Genomic DNA, 17,479 nt, shown 5'->3' with positions numbered 1-17,479 from the left:
GTTCGCGGTGTTACTCCGTGGTGCTGCCTGGAAGATGGGGGCGCGCAGGGGCGTTTCAAGCCCGCCGCTATCCTGAACGGCCGTGCTAGACTGGATGGCCACCCTCGACCGTGCCTTCAGATGACCGACACCTCGCATATCGTCCTGGTCGGTGCAGGACACGCTCACCTGCACGTCGCCGCCCATGCCGGGCAACTGATCGATGCCGGGGCACGGGTCACCCTGCTGTCCCCCGGGGCCTTCTGGTATTCGGGCATGGCCAGCGGCATGCTGGGCGGCGAATACAGCGACGCCGACGACAGCCTGGACCCGGCGGCATTGATCACGCGGGCGGGCGGGCGCTTCATCAAGGATCGCGTCGTCGCCGTCGACCGGGAAGCGCGGGAGCTGCACCTGGCCAGGGGCGCCCCCCTCCCCTTCGACCTGCTCTCGCTCAACCTCGGCAGTCGCGTTGACATGCCGCCGATCAGTGGCCTCGAAGAGGCGCGGGGTGTCTGGCCCGCCAAACCCATCGACGGCCTCTATCGGTTGCGCGATCTCCTCGAGTCGGCGCTTGCCGATCCGGCGCCCCTGCCCCGGCTGGCGGTCATCGGCGGCGGGCCGACCGGGGTCGAGCTTGCCGCCAATCTTCTGGCGCTGAGCGAGCGCTATGGCAGACCCTTCGAGATCAGCCTGGTCAGTGCCAGCAAGCGACTGCTGGAACATTCGCCCCGCAGCGCCAGCACCTGGCTGGCCCGCCGCCTGAGCCGGCGCGGCTTGAGGATCGAGATGGCCGCCAGCGCCATCGCCTATCGACAGGGCCATTTGATCCTGGACGATGGCATGCAACTCCCGGCCGATCACATCGTCATGGCCACGGGACTGGTCGCGCCGCTCCTGACCGGCGAGCTGGGCCTGGATCATCACCCGCATCACGGCCTGGCGATCACCCCGGCACTGCACACCCCTTACGACGACCGCATTTTCGCGGTGGGCGACTGCGCCTGGCTGAAGCACTCGCCCTACCCCAAGCTCGGCGTGTTCGGCGTGCGCCAGGGGCCGATCCTGCTGCACAATCTCGCCGCTCGCCTGCAGGACGAGTCGCTGGAAGATTTCCATCCCCAGCCCCGCTATCTGTCGATACTCAATCTCGGCGACGGCCGGGGCATGGCACTGTGGGGACGCCTATGGTGGCCGGGACGCCTGGCAATGAGGGTCAAGCGGCGGCTCGATCATGGCTTCATGGATCACTACCGTTGCCGATGAGAGGGGTGGCGCTTATCCCGGCGACAGCCCCCGCAGTCGTTCCCCGCGTCGTCTGAGCAGCTCCAGGGTCGCCAGCAGCAACATCGACAGCAACACCAGCAGGGTCGCCACCGCCAAGATGGTGGGGCTGATCTGCTCGCGAATGCCCGACCACATCTGGATCGGCATGGTGCGCTGTTCAGGGCCGGCGATGAAGAGCACCACCACCACCTCGTCGAAGGAGGTGATGAAGGCGAACAGCGCCCCCGAGACCACGCCGGGGGTGACCAGCGGCAGCACCACCTTGAAGAAGGTCCGGGTCGGGTTCGCTCCCAGGCTGTGGGCCGCGCGGATCAGGGTGGTGTCGAAGCTCGAGAGCGTCGCCGTGACCGTGATCACCACGAAGGGGATGCCCAGCACGGTATGGGCGAGGATCACACCCAGGTAGGTCTGGGCCAGGTTGATCTTGGAGAAGAAGAAGAACATCGCCGCCGCCGAGATGATCAGCGGCACGATCATCGGCGAGATCAGCAGCGCCATGATCGCCCCCCGGGCCGGCATGTAGCGGCTCGACAGCCCCAGGGCGGCAATGGTGCCGAGCACCGTTGCCAGCAGCGTCGAGGCGATGCCCACGATGAAGCTGTTCTTGATGGCGTTGAGCCAGGCCTTCGAGGTGAAGAAGTCCTCGTACCAGCGCAGCGAGTAGCCCGCCGGATCAAAGGTCAGCATCGCCTCGGTGAAGGTGAAGTAGGGTTCCGCATTGAACGACAGCGGAATGATCACCAGCAAGGGGCCGATCAGGAACAGGAAGATCAACCCGCACGAGGCCAGGAAGACATAGTGCCAGATTCGTTCGCCGGTCGTGGCGTAGGAAGGAAGCGCCATCACATTACCCCAGTTTGACCTTGTCGACGCCGATCAGGCGATTGAATATCCAGTAGAACACCACCACCACGAACAGCAGGATCGAGGCGATCGCCGCGGCCAGCCCCCAGTTGAGCGACGTCTGCATGTGATAGGCGATGTAATTGGTGATGAAGCGTCCCGACTGCCCGCCCACCAGGGCCGGCGTGATGTAGTAGCCGATCGACAGGATGAAGACCAGGATGCCGCCGGCGGCGATGCCCGGGATGGTCAGGGGGAAATAGACCCGCCGGAAGCACAGGAAGGGGCGCCCGCCCAGGGAGCGCGCCGCATGCATGTAGCTCGGCGGAATGGTCTTCATCACCGAGTACAGGGGCAGGATCATGAACGGCAGCAGGATGTGCGTCATGGCGATGATGGTGCCGGTCTTGTTGTGGATCATCTGCCAGCGGGCCTCGTCGGCGATGACCCCGAGGGCCACCATGACATCGTTTAACACCCCCTGGGACTGCAGGATGGCGATCCAAGTGGTGGTGCGCACCAGCAGCGAGGTCCAGAACGGCAACAGCACCAGGATCATCAGCAGGTTCGAATGGCGCAGCGGCAGGTTGGCAAGCAGGAAGGCGACCGGATAGCCCAGTAGCAAGGTTGCCAGCGTGATGACCGCACTCATCCAGAAGGTCCGCCAGAACAGCGTTGCATGAATCTGCAGGTACTCGGGGACCGGGACGATCTCGCCTTGCGGCGAGAACTGGCGATCCACCGCCGCCAGGTAATAGGAGAGGGTATAGGGTGATGACTCGCGCTGGATCAGCCGCCAGGTGTCCAGCTCGCCCCAGGTATCGTTGATCTCGATCAGCGCTTCCCGATAGGGCGGTTCCAGGGTGCGCAACCGACGCGCCGTCCGGGTGATGGTCGAGCGCATGCCGGATTTTTCATAATTCAGGCGGCTGGCCAGCAGGCCCAGGTTGCGGGCCTGCTGCCCCTCGCGAAGGTCCTCCGCCAGGGCGGCGAATACCGGCTCGCCGGGAAGCGCCTCGCCCTCCCAGCCATCGAGGGCAGAGACGGTACGCGGCAGTGTCGAGGAGACTTCGGGGTTGTCGACACTGCGCCAGAGCATGTCGACGATCGGCATGACGAAGGCGATGCCCAGGAAGAGCAGCAGGGGCGACACCAGCAGCAAGGCCTTGAGTTTCGAGCGCCGTATCGCCCGGCGCAGACTGACTCGCAGCGGCACGCCGTCGGCGGTGGTCAAGGGAGCGGAGGAAGAATTCGACACGCATGCCTCTCCTTAAAGCTCATCGACAAGAGGCGTCGCACCGCCCAAAAGCCGGTGGGCGATGCGACGGGCCCGTTCAGACGACGCTCGGGGCTACTGGGCCAGCCAGGCATTGAAGCGCTGGGTCAGCTCGTCGTTGTTGTCCGCCCAGAACTCGTCGTCCTTGGGGATGGCGGTCTCGAAGTTGGGCGGATAGGTGGGCATGTGCGGCGTCATGTCGATGCCGGTCTCGGCATGGGTCGAGACCATGTCCGAGGTGGACTTGCGCGCCGGACCGTAGGAGATGTACTTGGCCTGGTCGGCAAGGCGCTGGGTGTCCGTGGCGAAGTGGAGATAGTCCTTGACCTTGTCGAGCTTGCCGGTCGGCACGACCCAGCCGTCCAGCTCGAAGACCTGGGCATCCCAGATGATCTCGAAGGGCTGATCCTCGGTGACCATGGCATTGAAGATACGCCCGTTGTAGGCCGATCCGAAGGCGACCTCCTGGTCGGCCAGCAGCTGCGGCGGCTGGGCGCCCTCTTCCCACCAGATCACTTCGTCCTTGATGGTGTCGAGCTTGGCGAAGGCGCGCTGCACCCCCTCCTCGGTCTCCAGCACGTCGTAGACGTCTTCCGGGGCCACGCCGTCGGCCACCAGGGCCCACTCCAGGTTGTTGATGGGCTTGCGCAGCAGGGTGCGCTTGCCGGGGTAGTTCTCCAGGTCGAAGACATCGGCGATGGTGCTTGGCTGCTTGCCCTCGGGGAACATCTCGGTATTGAAGGCGACGATGTTGGAGTAGACGATCGAGGGCACGAAGCACTCGGTCAGCGAGTTGTCGATGAAGTCCTCGGTGGGCGGCGTGCCGTCCGGCGCGTCGGCCAGCAACTGATCGTGATCCAGCGGTTCGATCAGGCCCTCGGCGCAGGCGATCAGGGCATCCGCCGGCAGCATGTCGACCAGGTCCCAGGTCACGTTGCCGGCCTGGTTCTGGGCCCGCAGCCCGGCCAGGGCATTGCCGCTGCGATCGATATTGACAATCTCGTCGCCGGTCTTCTCCATCCAGGGCTCGTGATAGGCCTTCTGCTGGCTCATGCTGTAGGCGCCGCCCCAGGAGACGATGTTGAGCGTCTCCGCCTGGGCCGCCACGGCCATGGCCAGGGTCGAGAGTCCCATCGCGGCAACCGTGGCACCCTTGGTCATCAATGACTTCTTCATGGCACTTCTCCCGTTGTTATTGTGATTCAGATTGTCGGCCCATGCTTGTGTCAGCGTAGCGTCGCGGCCGACTCGGCTACGCCGTTGTTGGGTACCGCTCAGACGTCGAGGGCTCGGCAGTCGCCTCGCGACCAGCCGACCCGGATCTCCTGGCCGGGGCGCAGGCCCGTATTGCCCACGGCATTGGGCGTCTTGAGAATGAACTCGTCATTGCCGCATACCGAGAGCCGGGTGCGCAGGTGGTCGCCCAGGTAGATCACCTCCTCTACCCTGGCCGTGAAACAGTTATCGACGGTGGCGTCGCCGGTATCCAGGATGCTAACCCGCTCGGGGCGCAACGACAGGGTGGTGCGCTCGCCGACCTCGCTCACCGCCACCGGCTTGGCCAATACCGTGTCGCCACTGTCCAGGCGTACTCGACAGGTATCGCCCTGGAGCTCCACTACCTCGCCGCACAGGCGATTGTTCTCGCCGATGAAGTAGGCGACGAAGGCGTTTTCGGGCTCCTCGTAGAGGGTCTCGGGCGTGGCGAGCTGCTGCACCACCCCATCGTTGAACACCGCGATACGGTCCGACATGGTCAACGCTTCGGTCTGGTCGTGGGTGACATAGATCATGGTCACCCCCAGGTTGGCATGGATGCGCTTGATCTCGTACTGCATCTCTTCGCGCAGGTTCTTGTCGAGCGCTCCCAGCGGCTCGTCCATCAGCACCAGCTCGGGCTCAAAGACCAGGGCACGCGCCAAGGCCACCCGTTGCTGCTGCCCGCCGGAAAGCTGGGCCGGACGGCGGTCGCCGAACTCCTCGAGACGAACCATCGCCAGGGCGCGCTGCACCTTCTGCTTGATATCGTCCTTGCTCAGGTGACGCACTTCGAGGGGAAAGGCCAGATTCTCGGCCACGGTCATGTGCGGGAACAGGGCGTAGTTCTGAAACACCATGCCGATGCCGCGCTTGTGCGGCGGCAGACCATTGATCGGCTCGCCCTTGAGCAGGATATCGCCGTGGGTCGGCGTCTCGAAGCCGGCCATCATCATCAGGCAGGTGGTCTTGCCGGAGCCGGAAGGCCCCAGTAGGGTCACGAACTGGCCTTTCCGGATATCCAGATTGAAGTTCTTGACGACCAGCTCGACACCGTCGTAACTCTTCTGGACGTTGATGAAGCGTGCGAAACAAAGGTCATCGGTGAGCGCGTCGTCTGCCGAAGACTCGGCCTCGAGGATCTGAGTCATGAGGATTCCTGGGCGTACGGTTGTTGTTATAGTCGAATTCGCCGTGCGTGCTGATAGACGCCATCGACTCGACCATAATTCGCCGACACCCCCGCCACAATCCCCCTAGGGGACAATCAGCGTTGAACCCACGGGGCTGAATCCAGGCAGCGCTTTAGTTAAGGCACCCACCCTGAAGAAGGACGCCAGAGCGGCGCCCTCTCGGGTTGAGTGCCTTGCGACGTTAGCCTTTCCTTACTGGCGAATGCCCTCGAGAATCACGTACAGCTCGAGTTCGCGCATCACCGGTGGAAACTTGCTCATGTCGATGTCGTAATCGGCCAGTTCCAGGGTGGTCGTTCCCTCGAAGCCATTGCGGTAGCCGCCCCAGGGGTCTTCGCCGCCACCGATGTGCTTCACGTCCATGGTGATCTCGTTGGTGACACCATGCAGCGTCAATTCGCCGGTCAGCTTGCCCTCGCCCTCTCCGGTGGATTCGAAGCCGGTGGATTCGAAGGTCGCCCTGGGGTACTCGGCGGCATCGAGGAAATCGTCGCTCAAGATATGCTTGTCGCGCTCGGCATGGTTGCTGTTGAGGCTGGACACGTCGACCTCGACATTGACGCTCGAGGAGGCGAGATCGTCCGGGTCGTAGCTGAAACCGCCCGAAAAGTCCTCGAAGGCCCCAAGAATGTAGGAAAAGCCCAGGTGGCTGATCTTGAACTGGATGAAGGCGTGCTGGCCTTCCGTGTCGATGAGGTAGTCGGCCGCCTGGGCCTGGCTCAAGGGCAGCAGTGAGGACACCGCCAGGGCGGCCAGCATGGTCTTCTTGGACATCATTGACTCCTGTGTGTTGTTGGACGTGGCCAACGATAGCATGGGTGATCAGCGGGAGCGTCGCGACAGGCGCGGATCGAGCATCCGGCGCATGACCTCGTTGCGATCGATCATCAGGTGCTTGAAGGCCGCCAGGGCATGGCCCAGCGACAGGATCACCAGCGCCCAGGCACTGTACCAGTGCACCTCGCCGGCGAGCGTGGCTTGATTGGGCAGTTCCGAGACGAGGGCCGGCACGCTGAACCAGCCGAAGACGCTGATGCCACGGCCCTCGGCGGTGGAGATCAAATAGCCGCTGATCAGTACCACAAACAGCAGCAGATAGATCAGCAGGTGCCCGACATGGGCCGCCAGCTTCTCGAGAGGGGCCCCCTGGGCCCGGGGCGTCGGCTGGAACAGCCGCCACAGGACGCGCAGCAATGACACGCCCAGCAGCAGCATGCCGACGGAGCGATGCCACCAGGGCCCCAGGTTGTACCAGGCGTCGTAGTAAGTGAGGCCGGTCATCCACCAGCCGAGGGCAAAGAGTCCGATCACCGCCAGAGCGCTCAGCCAGTGGATCAGGATGCTGCCAAGCCCCCACCCAAGCGTCGTGTTACGCCACATGGCAACGATCCCCTAAATCAGACTGTCGAGACCGCGCGCCAGGTCGGCCTTGAGGTCCTCGCTATCCTCGAGCCCCACGGCGATGCGGATCAATCCTTCATTGATCCCTGCCAGCGCCTTTTGTTCCTCGCTGAGACGGCCATGCGTGGTGGTGGCCGGATGGGTGATGGTGGTCTTCACATCGCCCAGGTTGCCGGTGATCGACATCAGCCGGGTGGCGTCGATCACCGACCAGGCCCCATCGCGCCCTCCCTGGATCTCGACGCCCAATACAGCCCCAGAGCCTTGCTGCTGGCGGCTTGCCAACTCGTGCTGAGGGTGACTCGCGAGGCCGCTGTAATGGACCCGCGCGACCGCCGGGTGCGCTTCCAGCCAGCGGGCCAGGGTCAGGGCGTTCTCGGAGTGGGCCTTCATGCGAAGCCCCAGCGTCTCGAGCCCCTTGAGGAATATCCAGGCGTTGAAGGGGCTCAGGCAGGGGCCGCAGGTGCGCACCACGCCGAACACCTCTTCCAGCTCCTTGTCCCGCCCCACCACGGCACCGCCGATCGCCCGGCCCTGGCCATCCAGGTACTTGGTGGCCGAATGGATGACCAGGTCGGCGCCCAGTGCCAACGGGCGCTGCAGTGCCGGGGTCAGGAAGCAGTTGTCGATCGCCAGCCAGGCGTCATGCTGCCTGGCAAGCGCTGCCAGACGGGCGATGTCCACCACCTCGGAGAGCGGATTGGAAGGCGTCTCGGCAAACAGCAGCCGGGTCTTCGGGGTGATCGCCGCCGCCCACTCATCGAGATTGCCCAGCTCCACGTAGCGCGTGGTGATACCGAACTTGCCCAGATACTTGTCGAACAGGCTGACGGTGGAGCCAAACAGCGAACGCGAGGCGACGATCTCGTCGCCCGCCTCGAGCAGCGCCAGGGCAGTCGCAAGAATCGCCGCCATGCCGGAACTGGTGGCCACGCAGCGCTCGCCCCCTTCGAGCGCCGCCAGGCGCCGCTCGAAGGCCTGCACGGTGGGATTGGTGAAGCGGGAATAGATATTGCCCGGCTCGTCCCCGGCGAACTTGCGCGCCGCCTCCTCGGCACTGGCATAGACGAAGCTCGAGGTGGGGAAGATCGGGTCGCCATGCTCCTGTTCGTCGGTGCGCCGTTGGCCGGCACGCACCGCCAGGGTGTCGAAGGCCAGGTTGTCGGGGTGCTCGAAAGGTCCATCCTGATGCATAGTCGTTACTCGCGCGGGTCGAGGCAGATTGGAGCGTCGCGATCAGCCATAATCCTCGACATCGTTATGCAGATCCACCACCGAATGGGCCGACCCCGCCTTCTGCTTGACCGCATCGCCCCGTGCGGCCTCCAGGGCGCTGAGATAGGCCTCGTCGATGTCGCCGGTAATGTAGTCGCCGTCGAACACCGAGCAGTCGAAACGCTCGAGCTGGGGATTGACCTCGCGACAGGCACTCTTGAGGTCTTCCAGGTCCTGGTAGAAGATGCGATCGGCACCGATCAGCTCGCCGACTTCCGCCTCGCTGCGGCCATGGGCGATCAGCTCGTTGGCCACCGGCATGTCGATGCCATAGACGTTGGGGTATCGCACCGGGGGCGCGGCGGAGGCGAAGTAGACCTTGCGGGCGCCGGCCTCCCGGGCCATCTGGATGATCTGCTTGCAGGTCGTGCCGCGCACGATGGAGTCGTCCACCAGCAGCACGTTCTTGCCCTCGAATTCACTGTCGATCGCATTGAGCTTCTGACGCACGGACTTCCTGCGCTGGGTCTGCCCCGGCATGATGAAGGTGCGGCCGATGTAGCGATTCTTGACGAAGCCTTCACGGTAGGTCACGCCCAGGTGCTGGGCCAGTTCCAGGGCCGAGGTACGCGAGGTGTCGGGAATCGGGATCACCACGTCGATGTCGTGCTCGGGCCACTCCCTCAGGATGCGATCGCCGAGCTTGCGGCCCATCTCCATGCGCGTGACATAGACGTAGGCGCCATCGAGCATCGAGTCCGGCCGCGCCAGATAGACGTGCTCGAAGATGCACGGAGCGAGCACCGCATTATCCGCGCACTCTCGCGTATGAATCTCGCCGCGCATGTCGACGAAGATCGCCTCGCCCGGGGCCAGGTCGCGCACCAGCTCGAAACCGCCCACGTCCAGGGCCACCGACTCGGAGGCGATCATCACGTCGCGCCCCTCCTCGGTCTCGCAGGTGCCGAAGACCACCGGACGAATCCCCTGGGGGTCACGAAAGGCCACCATGCCGAACCCGTTGATCATCGCCACCGCGGCGTAGCCGCCACGACAGCGGCGATGCACGCGACGCACCGCATCGAAGACATCCTCGGCCTCGAGATGATGCCCCTGCTTGCCCAGCTCGTGGGCGAAGACATTGAGCAGCACCTCGGAGTCCGAACTGGTATTGATGTGCCGCAGGTCGGTGGAGTAGAGCTCCTGCTTGAGCTGGTCGGAGTTGGTCAGGTTGCCGTTATGGGCCAGGGCCAGTCCGTAGGGGGAGTTGACGTAGAACGGCTGGGATTCGGCTTCGCTGGAGGAGCCTGCGGTGGGGTAGCGCACATGGCCGATTCCCAGGTTGCCCTTGAGACGGGTCATGTGGCGGGTATGAAAGACATCGCGCACCAGGCCGTTGCTCTTGCGCAGCAGAAAGCGTCCCTCGTGCCAGGTCATCATCCCGGCGGCATCCTGCCCCCGGTGCTGAAGCACCGTCAGCGCGTCATACAGCGCCTGATTGACCGGCCGGTTGGCCATGAGGCCTACGATACCGCACATGTCGCCTTACCTCGCTTGCAATGAAATACTCGTCGAGACGAACTCGATATGTATCAGTTACCCTTCGACCGGTCATCCTTACCGAGCGGCAGCTCGAGCGGCAGCGACAGCGAGCGCAACTCGTCGGCCGTTTCCGGATCGTGCCGTTCCCAATCGGAAATGCGTGCCATCGCCCAGTCCCTCAGCCCTTCGAAGGAAGGGCGCAATTCGGCCTGCTGCCAGGCGTGCAGCTGGGCCAGCGGGGTCAGGCTGATCACCACCGTGACCAGGATCAGGATCGCACCACCGCGCAGTGTACCGAATCCGGCGCCGGCGAGCCGATTGAAAAAACCCATCCCGGCCCACTCCACGGCGGCATTCGTCAGGCGAATGATCACCCCGCACACCAGAATGACCGCAAGGATGACCAGCACGAACGCCAGGATCAGCCGTGCATCCGGATGATCGATGAACCCTTCGAGCATGTCGGCGACCGGCTGGGCGAACATTCGCGAGGCGATGAGAGCCACGATCCAGGCCCCCAGGCCCAGCGCCTCGCGTACCAGCCCTCGCAGGAAGCCTGCGAGCATCGAGATGGCCAGGATGGCAAGGAATACCCAGTCCAGCCAGGTCAATATCACTCCTGCCCCCGGAGTCGAATCAGCAGCCCCTGGATGTTGGCCTTCTGCTTGAGTTCGGCACGCGCCTTTTCACCCGCCTCCGAAGAGGTGAACGGGCCGACGTAGACGGTGGTCAGGTCGTTGTCCCGGACTCGACGAAATGCCTCGAACCCTTCCGCTTTCAGCTCTGCCTCGAAGCGTTCGGCATTGCCCGGCTCGCCGAAACTGCCTGCCTGGACGGCCCAGTCACCTTGCTCCTCGGCCGAGGGGGTCTCGGGCTGCGAGGCCGGGGGCTGCTGTTCTTGCTTCTTCCCCTCTTCGGTGCGACGCGCCAGCTCGGCGATGGGATCGGAACGGGTCTCGGGGTCGGCGACCCGGCGTGCCGACTCTGTCTCGACGACCCGAGGCTCATCCGTGGCCGACGGCTCGACCGACGGCGAGGCGCTCGCGCCATCATCGCGCAGCTCGGGCATCTGGATCTGCCCCAGGCTGGCCGGCGGTTCTGGCTCGTCGACGTCCTGGCGCTCGACCTCGATCGGCTGCTCGATGGTCAGCGTCGGCTCGGGCTGAGCCTCCCGGGAAGGGGGCTCGTCGAACAGCATGGGAATGAAGATCACCGCCAATGCCAGCAGGATCACTGCGCCGCTGATACGCTCGCGCATTCCGTATTTCATGATTTCCTCCTCGGGATAGACGCCGTTTCCGGGCTGACATCCGATTCCCGCGAATCATACCAGTCGAGCACGTCGGCCACGGTAAGGAAAGAGCCGCATACCAGCGCCTCGTCGTTCGTCTCTAGCGTCGCGGCCAGCCATTCGGCCCCCGCACGGGGAGCAGCAGCACGATGCAGCACCGTCTGACCATGACTCTCGAGCAGCGCGGCCAGCTGCGTGGCATCTCGACCCCGTTCGCCCTCGAGGCTCACGGCCACCCAGCCATCCACCTGGGCGGCCAGGGCGTCGATCACGGCGCCGGCATCCTTGTCGTCGAGCATGCCGAAAAGCGCGACACGACGACCCGACCGAGGCCGTTCGGCAAGCCTGGCCGCCAGATAATGCGCTGCCTGGGGATTGTGCGCCACGTCCAGGCACCACTGCCCCAGCCACTGCATCCGCCCGGGAAGGCGCACCCCCTCGAAGGCTTGCCGGCATGCTTCGCCATCGAGGGTAGTCCCGGCAAGCGCCAGCGCCTGCAGGGCACTGGCGGCATTGTCGAGGGGCAGACGAGGATCGGGAAGCGCCTCGAGCGTCAGCGCGTTGCCCTCGCCGTCGCGGCCTTCCCAGCGCCAGTTGCCGTCACCCTCCTGCCACCCTGTCGCCTGAGGCACATGCCAGAAATCACGACCCAGCGCGTGTGTCCCGGCGCCAAGCTCGAGGGCCCGGCGGTATACGCTGGCCGGCAGATGCCGGCTGCCCAGCACCGCGGGGCGCGCGGCACGCAGAATGCCGGCCTTCTCGCGACCGATGATCTCGATATCGGTACCGAGAAAAGCCGCGTGATCCTGGGCGACCGTGGTGATGATCGCCACGTCTGGGTCCACGACATTGACGGCATCGAGACGCCCGCCGAGGCCGATTTCCAGGATTGCCATCTGGGGATGTCGTTCGGCAATCGCCCAGAAGGCTGCCAGGGTGCCGACCTCGAAATAGGTCAGGGAGATCGGTTCAGGCGCAAGACGTGCCGTCTCGACACGCTCGAACCCCGCCACCAGCAGGGCGTCCGAGGCTTCGATACCGTCGAGACGCAGACGCTCGTTATAGCGCAGCAGATGCGGAGAGGTGTAGGTGGCCGTGGACAGCCCATGGGCACGGGCCAAGGCCTCGAGCAGGGCGACCGTGGATCCCTTGCCGTTGGTGCCCGCCACGCTGACGACCCGCTCGGCGATGGGCGAATCGGTCAGCCCCATACGACGCGCGACCTCGGCCACTCTCTCGAGGCCGAGGTCGATGCTCACCGGGTGCTGGGACTCGATTCGCGCAAGCCAGTCGGCCAGCGCCATGCTGTCGCTCATTCAGCGTTCGGCATCCTGGGGCGTCTCGTCGTCGAGGAGCAACTCTTCCTGCACCTCTTCCTCCGGCTCCTCACCATGCTCAGGGGCCACGCCCGGCAGCGGCTGGTGGGTCAGCTTGCGCAGCATGCCGCCGACGCGCTCACGCATCTCCTGGCGATGCACGATCATGTCCACCGTGCCATGCTCGAGCAGGAATTCGCTGCGCTGGAACCCCTCCGGCAACTGCTCGCGTACCGTCTGCTCGATGACCCGCGGGCCGGCGAAACCGATCAGGGCATTGGGCTCGGCCACATTCAAATCCCCGAGCATGGCAAGCGATGCCGAGACACCGCCGAACACCGGGTCCGTGAGCACGGAAATGTAGGGCACCCCCGCCTGCTTGAGCCTTTCCAGTGCCGCGGAGGTCTTGGCCATCTGCATCAGCGAGAACAAGGCTTCCTGCATGCGTGCACCACCCGAGGCGGAAAAGCAGATGAAGGGCACCTTCTCTTCCAGCGCCAAGGAGGCGGCACGCACGAACTTCTCACCGACGACCGCCCCCATGGAGCCACCCATGAAGGTGAACTCGAAGGACGCCACCACCACCGGGAGGCCGTCCAGCGTGCCACGCATGGCCACCAGCGCATCGTCCTCGCCGGTCTCCTTCTGCGCCGCATTCAAGCGGTCCCGATACTTCTTGGAGTCCCGGAACTTGAGGCGATCGACGGGCTGCAGACCGGCCGCGATCTCCTCGCGACCCTCGGCGTCCAGAAACCAGTCCAGACGCTTGCGCGCCGTCAGGCGCAGATGGTGGTCACACTTGGGACAAACATTGTGGTGCTTCTCCAGCTCGGGAAGATAGAGCACCGCGTCGCACTTGGGGCATTTGCGCCAGAGGCCATCGGGCACGCTGGAACGCCGATCGTTACGCTGAATACGCCCCATGGACGGCACGATCTTGTCTAGCCAGCTCATGGTAAGGAGGTTCCGTATGCTGCTGTGGTTGATATCCGAGCGGCTCGCCGCTCGGTCCCGGAGTCATCGACAGGGCCGAATCTCGCTTCGTTCAGGCATCCAGGGCGTGGCGCATCTCGCTCAACAGCGCCTTGAGCTCCTCCGTGGCCCGTTCGGGTCGCTCGCAGTTGTCGGCGATACGTGATACCAGAGCACTGCCGACGATCACCCCGTCGGCGACCTGAGCCACGGCGGCGGCCGTATCACCGTCACGAATACCGAAACCGACGCACAAGGGCAAGGAGGTCAGCCGGCGCAGCGGCTCGAGGTGCCGATCCACTTCCGACACGTCCAGCGTCGCGGCCCCGGTCACCCCTTTGAGGGACACGTAATAGAGATACCCCTCTCCATGGGCGCATATTGTAGCGGCACGCGACTCGGAGGTGGTAGGGGCCACCAGGAAGATCGACTGGAGATGGTATTCCTTGAACAGCGGGGCGACTTCGTCGGCTTCCTCCGGCGGCATGTCGACGACCAGCACGCCGTCGACCCCCGATCCGGCCGCCTGCTCGGCGAAGTCGTGCAGGCCCATACGCTCCATCGGATTGAGATAGCCCATCAATACGACGGGGGTCTCGCTGTCGCGACGACGGAATTCGCTCACCATGTCGAAGATGTGCGACAGGCGCACATGATGCTTGAGCGCGCGCTCGCAGGCCTTCTGGATCACCGGTCCATCGGCCATGGGATCGGAAAACGGCATGCCCAGCTCGATGACATCCGCGCCGGCCTCGACCAGGGCATGCATGAATCCGACGGTATGTTCCGGAGCCGGGTCGCCCGCGGTGATATAGGGGATCAGCGCGGTACGGCCCTGCTCCTTGAGGGTGGCGAAGCGTTGGTCGATACGATTCATCTCTTTTTCCTTCTAGAGCCCGTTCATGGTCGTTACGAACGAAGGCGAGACAAGGCGAAATTGAACGAAGAAAGCACCGGGCTCGCGTGCGAGTTTACATGGTGTAAATGAGCATTCTAAGTTCAATTTCAACGCCGTATCGCCGAGTGCAGTAGATCATGGACGGTCTCTCAAAATTCGACGCCATCGATCTTGGCCACGGTCAGGATATCCTTGTCACCACGCCCCGACAGATTGACGACGATATGCTGGTCGGGCCGCATGGTGGGTGCGAGCACCTTGGCGTGGGCCAGGGCGTGGGCGGACTCCAGTGCCGGCATGATCCCCTCGATGTGGGTCAGCTCCCGGAAAGCCTCGAGCACGGCGCTGTCGTTGGCCGCCACATACTCCACGCGGCCGACGTCCTTCCACAGTGCGTGCTCCGGGCCTACGCCGGGATAGTCGAGGCCCGCCGATATCGAATGGGTCTCGAGGACCTGCCCTCCCTCGTCGGACATCAGATAGGTCCGGTTGCCGTGCAACACGCCTCGGGGCGCATTGGCGCTCAACGGTGCGGCATGGCGACCGGTCTCGACACCATCGCCGCCGGCTTCGACACCGATCATGCGCACCTCATCGTCTTCGACGAAGGGATAGAACAGCCCCAGGGCATTGGAGCCGCCGCCGACGCAGGCGATCAGTGTATCCGGCAGCCGGCCGATCTGCTCGAGGGATTGCCTTCGAGCCTCGCGGCCGACCACCGCGTTGAAGTCGCGCACCAGCATCGGGTAGGGATGGGGCCCGGCCACGGTACCGATGATGTAGAAAGTGTCGTCGACATTGGTGACCCAGTCGCGCAGCGCCTCGTTCATGGCGTCCTTCAATGTCCGCGAGCCGGACTCCACGGGAATCACGTTGGCTCCCAGCAGGTGCATGCGGTAGACGTTGAGCTTCTGACGTTCGACGTCCTCGGCGCCCATGTAGACGTCGCACTTGAGCCCCAGCCGGGCCGCCACCGTGGCAGAGGCCACACCGTGCTGGCCCGCGCCGGTCTCGGCGATGACTCGCGGCTTTCCGCCCTTCTTGGCCAATAACGCCTGGCCGATGGTGTTGTTCACCTTGTGGGCGCCGGTGTGATTCAAATCCTCGCGCTTCAGCCAGATCTGTGCCCCTCCCAGCTGGCGGGACCAGCGCTCGGCGTGATAGAGCGGCGAAGGACGGCCGACGTACTGGGCCAGATCCCGGTCGAATTCCGCCTGGAAGTCTGGATCGTCACGAAGACTCAGGTAGGTCTTCTCCAGTTCTTCCAGCGCGAAACTCAGGGTCTCCGAAACGAACCGGCCGCCGTAGGGTCCGAAATGGCCGCGAGCGTCGGGCAGACGGGTCAGATCGCTGAACTTGGTCACGAAGGGCACCTCATAGGGTCGCTGGATATTACGGCTGTTGCGCGAGAGACACTTGACGAATGAACGCGCGGATCAATTCGGGATCCTTGACACCACGAGCATGCTCGACGCCTCCCGAGACATCCACCGCAAAGGGCTGGACCGTGCGGATGGCGTCGCCCACATTGCTGGCGGTGAGGCCACCCGCGAGAATAACAGGTTTTGCCAGGTTTGCGGGGATTCGGGACCAGTCGAAGGTCTCGCCGGTCCCCCCCGGGACGCCCGGCTTGTAGGCGTCGAGCAACAGGCCACGGGCTTCGCCATAGGCCTGGGCTGCCGCCGCAAGATCGACCCCGTCGCGCATGCGCAGCGCCTTGATCCACGGGCGCAGGGTATGAGCACAGGCCTCCGGAGGCTCGTCCCCATGGTACTGGATCAGATCCAGATAGGACTCGCAGCGTCGCACGAACTCGGGAGACTGGTCGACGAAGAGCCCCACTCGTGTGACGAATGCCGGCACCCGGGCAGCAAGGTGTGCCAGGCGTCCGGCATCGATCGCACGATGGCTGCCCGGCCAGAGCACGAAGCCGATCGCGTCGGCGCCCGCGGCCACGGCGGTGTCCACGTCTTCTTCCCGGGTCAGGCCACAGATCTTGACCCTTGTACGCCCCCTCATGTGTTCGGTCATGGTCGTGCCTCCCCGAAGAACCTGGCCTCATCGTTCGACTCGGGACGCTCGGGATCGATCCCGGCCAGCGGTTGCCCGCGCCGATAACGCACCATCGGGCTGTCGGGCAATGGCCGCTCGCCGGTCCACTCGCCTAGAAAGGCCAGCAGGTTCGGCCCCAGAGGCTCGCGCGGCAGCGCAAAGCGTTCGTCGTAGACCGAGTCGACGAAATGCAGGCCACAACCCGGCGCGGTGACGTTGGCCCGAGCCCGGTCACGCAGGGCAAGAAGCCTCCCCATATAGTCAGCGTCCTCATCTCCCCTGCCGACCGCCACCAGGGCGCCGGCGATATTGCGAATCATGTGGTGCAGGAAGGCGTTGGCCTGTACATCGATCACCACCAGCGGCCCGTAGCGGGCCACCTCGATGAAATGCAGATGGCGCCAGGCCGACCTGGATTGGCAGCCCGCGGCACGAAAGCTCGAGAAATCGTGCTCGCCCACCAGCACTTGTGCCGCTTCATGCATCCGCCGCTCATCCAGCGGCTCGCGACACCAGGTGGCATTGGCGCGCTCGAGCACCGGGCGGTTGGGCTGGTTAAGGATCACGTAGCGGTAGCGTCGTGCCAGCGCCAGGAAACGCGCATGAAAGTCCTCTGCCACGGGCACGGCCCAGCGCACGGCGATGTCCCGGGGGAGATTGGCATTGGCGCCAAAGACCCAGGCCTTCTGGCTCCGGGGCACGGGCGCATCGAAGTGCACGATCTGGCGGGTCGCGTGCACGCCGCTGTCGGTACGACCACTGCACAGCACCTTGACGGGCGTCGAGGCGACCTTGCCCAGCGCCTCTTCCAGCGCAGCCTGTACAGAAGGGGCCTGCTTGAGACGCTGCCAGCCGCAGTAGCCGCTACCATCGTACTCGACCCCCAGGGCCACGCGGCCCGTGAGAGGTCGAGAATCATCCAGGAACTCGAATAGGGGCATCGGTGCTCGAACTTCA

17 protein-coding genes are annotated in these 17,479 nt (G+C 64.5%); 1 reads left to right on the top strand and 16 read right to left on the bottom strand.

Annotated elements, in window-relative coordinates:
* The first annotated feature begins 120 nt into the window (after nt 1–120).
* Nucleotides 121–1,245 carry an NAD(P)/FAD-dependent oxidoreductase gene (locus tag BUA41_RS13175; RefSeq protein ID WP_072823617.1) on the top strand — a complete coding sequence of 375 codons (1,125 nt, stop codon included), beginning with the start codon at nt 121–123 and terminating at the stop codon, nt 1,243–1,245.
* Nucleotides 1,246–1,257: 12 nt separating this feature from the next.
* On the opposite strand, the gene BUA41_RS13170 is transcribed toward BUA41_RS13175, so the two are convergent.
* The 16 genes from BUA41_RS13170 to truA form a co-directional block, all read right to left on the bottom strand.
* Nucleotides 1,258–2,109 carry an ABC transporter permease gene (locus BUA41_RS13170; protein WP_072823615.1) on the bottom strand — a complete coding sequence of 284 codons (852 nt, stop codon included), beginning with the start codon at nt 2,107–2,109 and terminating at the stop codon, nt 1,258–1,260.
* Between the two features lie 4 nt (nt 2,110–2,113).
* On the bottom strand, nt 2,114–3,367 hold the full coding sequence (locus BUA41_RS13165) for an ABC transporter permease (protein WP_072823613.1): 1,254 nt from the start codon (nt 3,365–3,367) through the stop codon (nt 2,114–2,116).
* Between the two features lie 93 nt (nt 3,368–3,460).
* Nucleotides 3,461–4,561: an extracellular solute-binding protein gene (locus BUA41_RS13160; RefSeq protein WP_217652824.1), complete on the bottom strand. Its 1,101-nt coding sequence runs from the start codon at nt 4,559–4,561 to the stop codon at nt 3,461–3,463.
* 98 nt (nt 4,562–4,659) lie between these two features.
* Nucleotides 4,660–5,793 carry an ABC transporter ATP-binding protein gene (locus tag BUA41_RS13155; RefSeq protein WP_072823611.1) on the bottom strand — a complete coding sequence of 378 codons (1,134 nt, stop codon included), beginning with the start codon at nt 5,791–5,793 and terminating at the stop codon, nt 4,660–4,662.
* A gap of 234 nt (nt 5,794–6,027) precedes the next feature.
* Nucleotides 6,028–6,609, bottom strand: a complete 582-nt coding sequence (locus BUA41_RS13150) for a YceI family protein (protein WP_084671564.1) — start codon at nt 6,607–6,609, stop codon at nt 6,028–6,030.
* 48 nt (nt 6,610–6,657) lie between these two features.
* A complete protein-coding gene (locus tag BUA41_RS13145; RefSeq protein WP_072823606.1) occupies nt 6,658–7,215 on the bottom strand; it encodes a cytochrome b in 558 nt (185 codons plus the stop codon).
* A gap of 12 nt (nt 7,216–7,227) precedes the next feature.
* A complete protein-coding gene (locus BUA41_RS13140) occupies nt 7,228–8,430 on the bottom strand; it encodes an O-succinylhomoserine sulfhydrylase (RefSeq protein WP_072823604.1) in 1,203 nt (400 codons plus the stop codon).
* A 42-nt stretch (nt 8,431–8,472) separates the two neighbouring features.
* Entirely contained in the window at nt 8,473–9,990 is a 1,518-nt protein-coding gene (gene purF / locus BUA41_RS13135; RefSeq protein WP_072823602.1) for an amidophosphoribosyltransferase, read from the bottom strand.
* 53 nt (nt 9,991–10,043) lie between these two features.
* The gene (locus BUA41_RS13130) at nt 10,044–10,610 is read right to left on the bottom strand and encodes a CvpA family protein (RefSeq protein ID WP_072823600.1); all 567 of its coding nucleotides are present in this window, start codon (nt 10,608–10,610) and stop codon (nt 10,044–10,046) included.
* Nucleotides 10,607–11,263, bottom strand: a complete 657-nt coding sequence (locus BUA41_RS13125) for an SPOR domain-containing protein (RefSeq protein ID WP_072823598.1) — start codon at nt 11,261–11,263, stop codon at nt 10,607–10,609. Before BUA41_RS13125 ends, BUA41_RS13130 begins: the two co-directional genes overlap by 4 nt.
* A complete protein-coding gene (gene folC / locus BUA41_RS13120; protein ID WP_072823596.1) occupies nt 11,260–12,600 on the bottom strand; it encodes a bifunctional tetrahydrofolate synthase/dihydrofolate synthase in 1,341 nt (446 codons plus the stop codon). Before folC ends, BUA41_RS13125 begins: the two co-directional genes overlap by 4 nt.
* Nucleotides 12,601–13,554, bottom strand: coding sequence for an acetyl-CoA carboxylase, carboxyltransferase subunit beta (accD, locus tag BUA41_RS13115; RefSeq protein WP_072823594.1), 954 nt, complete (start codon nt 13,552–13,554; stop codon nt 12,601–12,603).
* Nucleotides 13,555–13,645: 91 nt separating this feature from the next.
* A complete protein-coding gene (gene trpA, locus BUA41_RS13110; protein WP_072823592.1) occupies nt 13,646–14,449 on the bottom strand; it encodes a tryptophan synthase subunit alpha in 804 nt (267 codons plus the stop codon).
* Between the two features lie 170 nt (nt 14,450–14,619).
* Nucleotides 14,620–15,834, bottom strand: a complete 1,215-nt coding sequence (gene trpB / locus BUA41_RS13105) for a tryptophan synthase subunit beta (RefSeq protein ID WP_072823640.1) — start codon at nt 15,832–15,834, stop codon at nt 14,620–14,622.
* Nucleotides 15,835–15,862: 28 nt separating this feature from the next.
* On the bottom strand, nt 15,863–16,501 hold the full coding sequence (locus BUA41_RS13100) for a phosphoribosylanthranilate isomerase (protein WP_072823590.1): 639 nt from the start codon (nt 16,499–16,501) through the stop codon (nt 15,863–15,865).
* Nucleotides 16,498–17,463, bottom strand: coding sequence for a tRNA pseudouridine(38-40) synthase TruA (truA, locus tag BUA41_RS13095; RefSeq protein ID WP_072823588.1), 966 nt, complete (start codon nt 17,461–17,463; stop codon nt 16,498–16,500). The genes BUA41_RS13100 and truA overlap by 4 nt, the downstream gene beginning before the upstream one ends.
* Between the last annotated feature and the right edge of the window lie 16 nt (nt 17,464–17,479).

This window comes from Modicisalibacter ilicicola DSM 19980 (genome assembly GCF_900128925.1).
In the GTDB taxonomy this organism is placed as follows: Bacteria; Pseudomonadota; Gammaproteobacteria; order Pseudomonadales; family Halomonadaceae; genus Modicisalibacter; species Modicisalibacter ilicicola.
The sequence above is the reverse complement of the archived record's forward strand: the minus strand, read 5'-3'. Positions and strand labels throughout refer to the sequence as shown.

What these genes read in the sequence shown, in the direction of transcription:
- BUA41_RS13175 (WP_072823617.1), top strand. Translation starts at nt 121, where the DNA reads ATGACCGACACCTCGCATATCGTCCTGGTCGGTGCAGGACACGCTCAC.
- BUA41_RS13170 (WP_072823615.1), bottom strand. Translation starts at nt 2,109, where the DNA reads ATGGCGCTTCCTTCCTACGCCACGACCGGCGAACGAATCTGGCACTAT.
- BUA41_RS13160 (WP_217652824.1), bottom strand. Translation starts at nt 4,561, where the DNA reads ATGAAGAAGTCATTGATGACCAAGGGTGCCACGGTTGCCGCGATGGGA.
- BUA41_RS13155 (WP_072823611.1), bottom strand. Translation starts at nt 5,793, where the DNA reads ATGACTCAGATCCTCGAGGCCGAGTCTTCGGCAGACGACGCGCTCACC.
- BUA41_RS13150 (WP_084671564.1), bottom strand. Translation starts at nt 6,609, where the DNA reads ATGTCCAAGAAGACCATGCTGGCCGCCCTGGCGGTGTCCTCACTGCTG.
- BUA41_RS13145 (WP_072823606.1), bottom strand. Translation starts at nt 7,215, where the DNA reads ATGTGGCGTAACACGACGCTTGGGTGGGGGCTTGGCAGCATCCTGATC.
- BUA41_RS13140 (WP_072823604.1), bottom strand. Translation starts at nt 8,430, where the DNA reads ATGCATCAGGATGGACCTTTCGAGCACCCCGACAACCTGGCCTTCGAC.
- purF (WP_072823602.1), bottom strand. Translation starts at nt 9,990, where the DNA reads ATGTGCGGTATCGTAGGCCTCATGGCCAACCGGCCGGTCAATCAGGCG.
- BUA41_RS13125 (WP_072823598.1), bottom strand. Translation starts at nt 11,263, where the DNA reads ATGAAATACGGAATGCGCGAGCGTATCAGCGGCGCAGTGATCCTGCTG.
- folC (WP_072823596.1), bottom strand. Translation starts at nt 12,600, where the DNA reads ATGAGCGACAGCATGGCGCTGGCCGACTGGCTTGCGCGAATCGAGTCC.
- accD (WP_072823594.1), bottom strand. Translation starts at nt 13,554, where the DNA reads ATGAGCTGGCTAGACAAGATCGTGCCGTCCATGGGGCGTATTCAGCGT.
- trpA (WP_072823592.1), bottom strand. Translation starts at nt 14,449, where the DNA reads ATGAATCGTATCGACCAACGCTTCGCCACCCTCAAGGAGCAGGGCCGT.
- BUA41_RS13100 (WP_072823590.1), bottom strand. Translation starts at nt 16,501, where the DNA reads ATGACCGAACACATGAGGGGGCGTACAAGGGTCAAGATCTGTGGCCTG.
- truA (WP_072823588.1), bottom strand. Translation starts at nt 17,463, where the DNA reads ATGCCCCTATTCGAGTTCCTGGATGATTCTCGACCTCTCACGGGCCGC.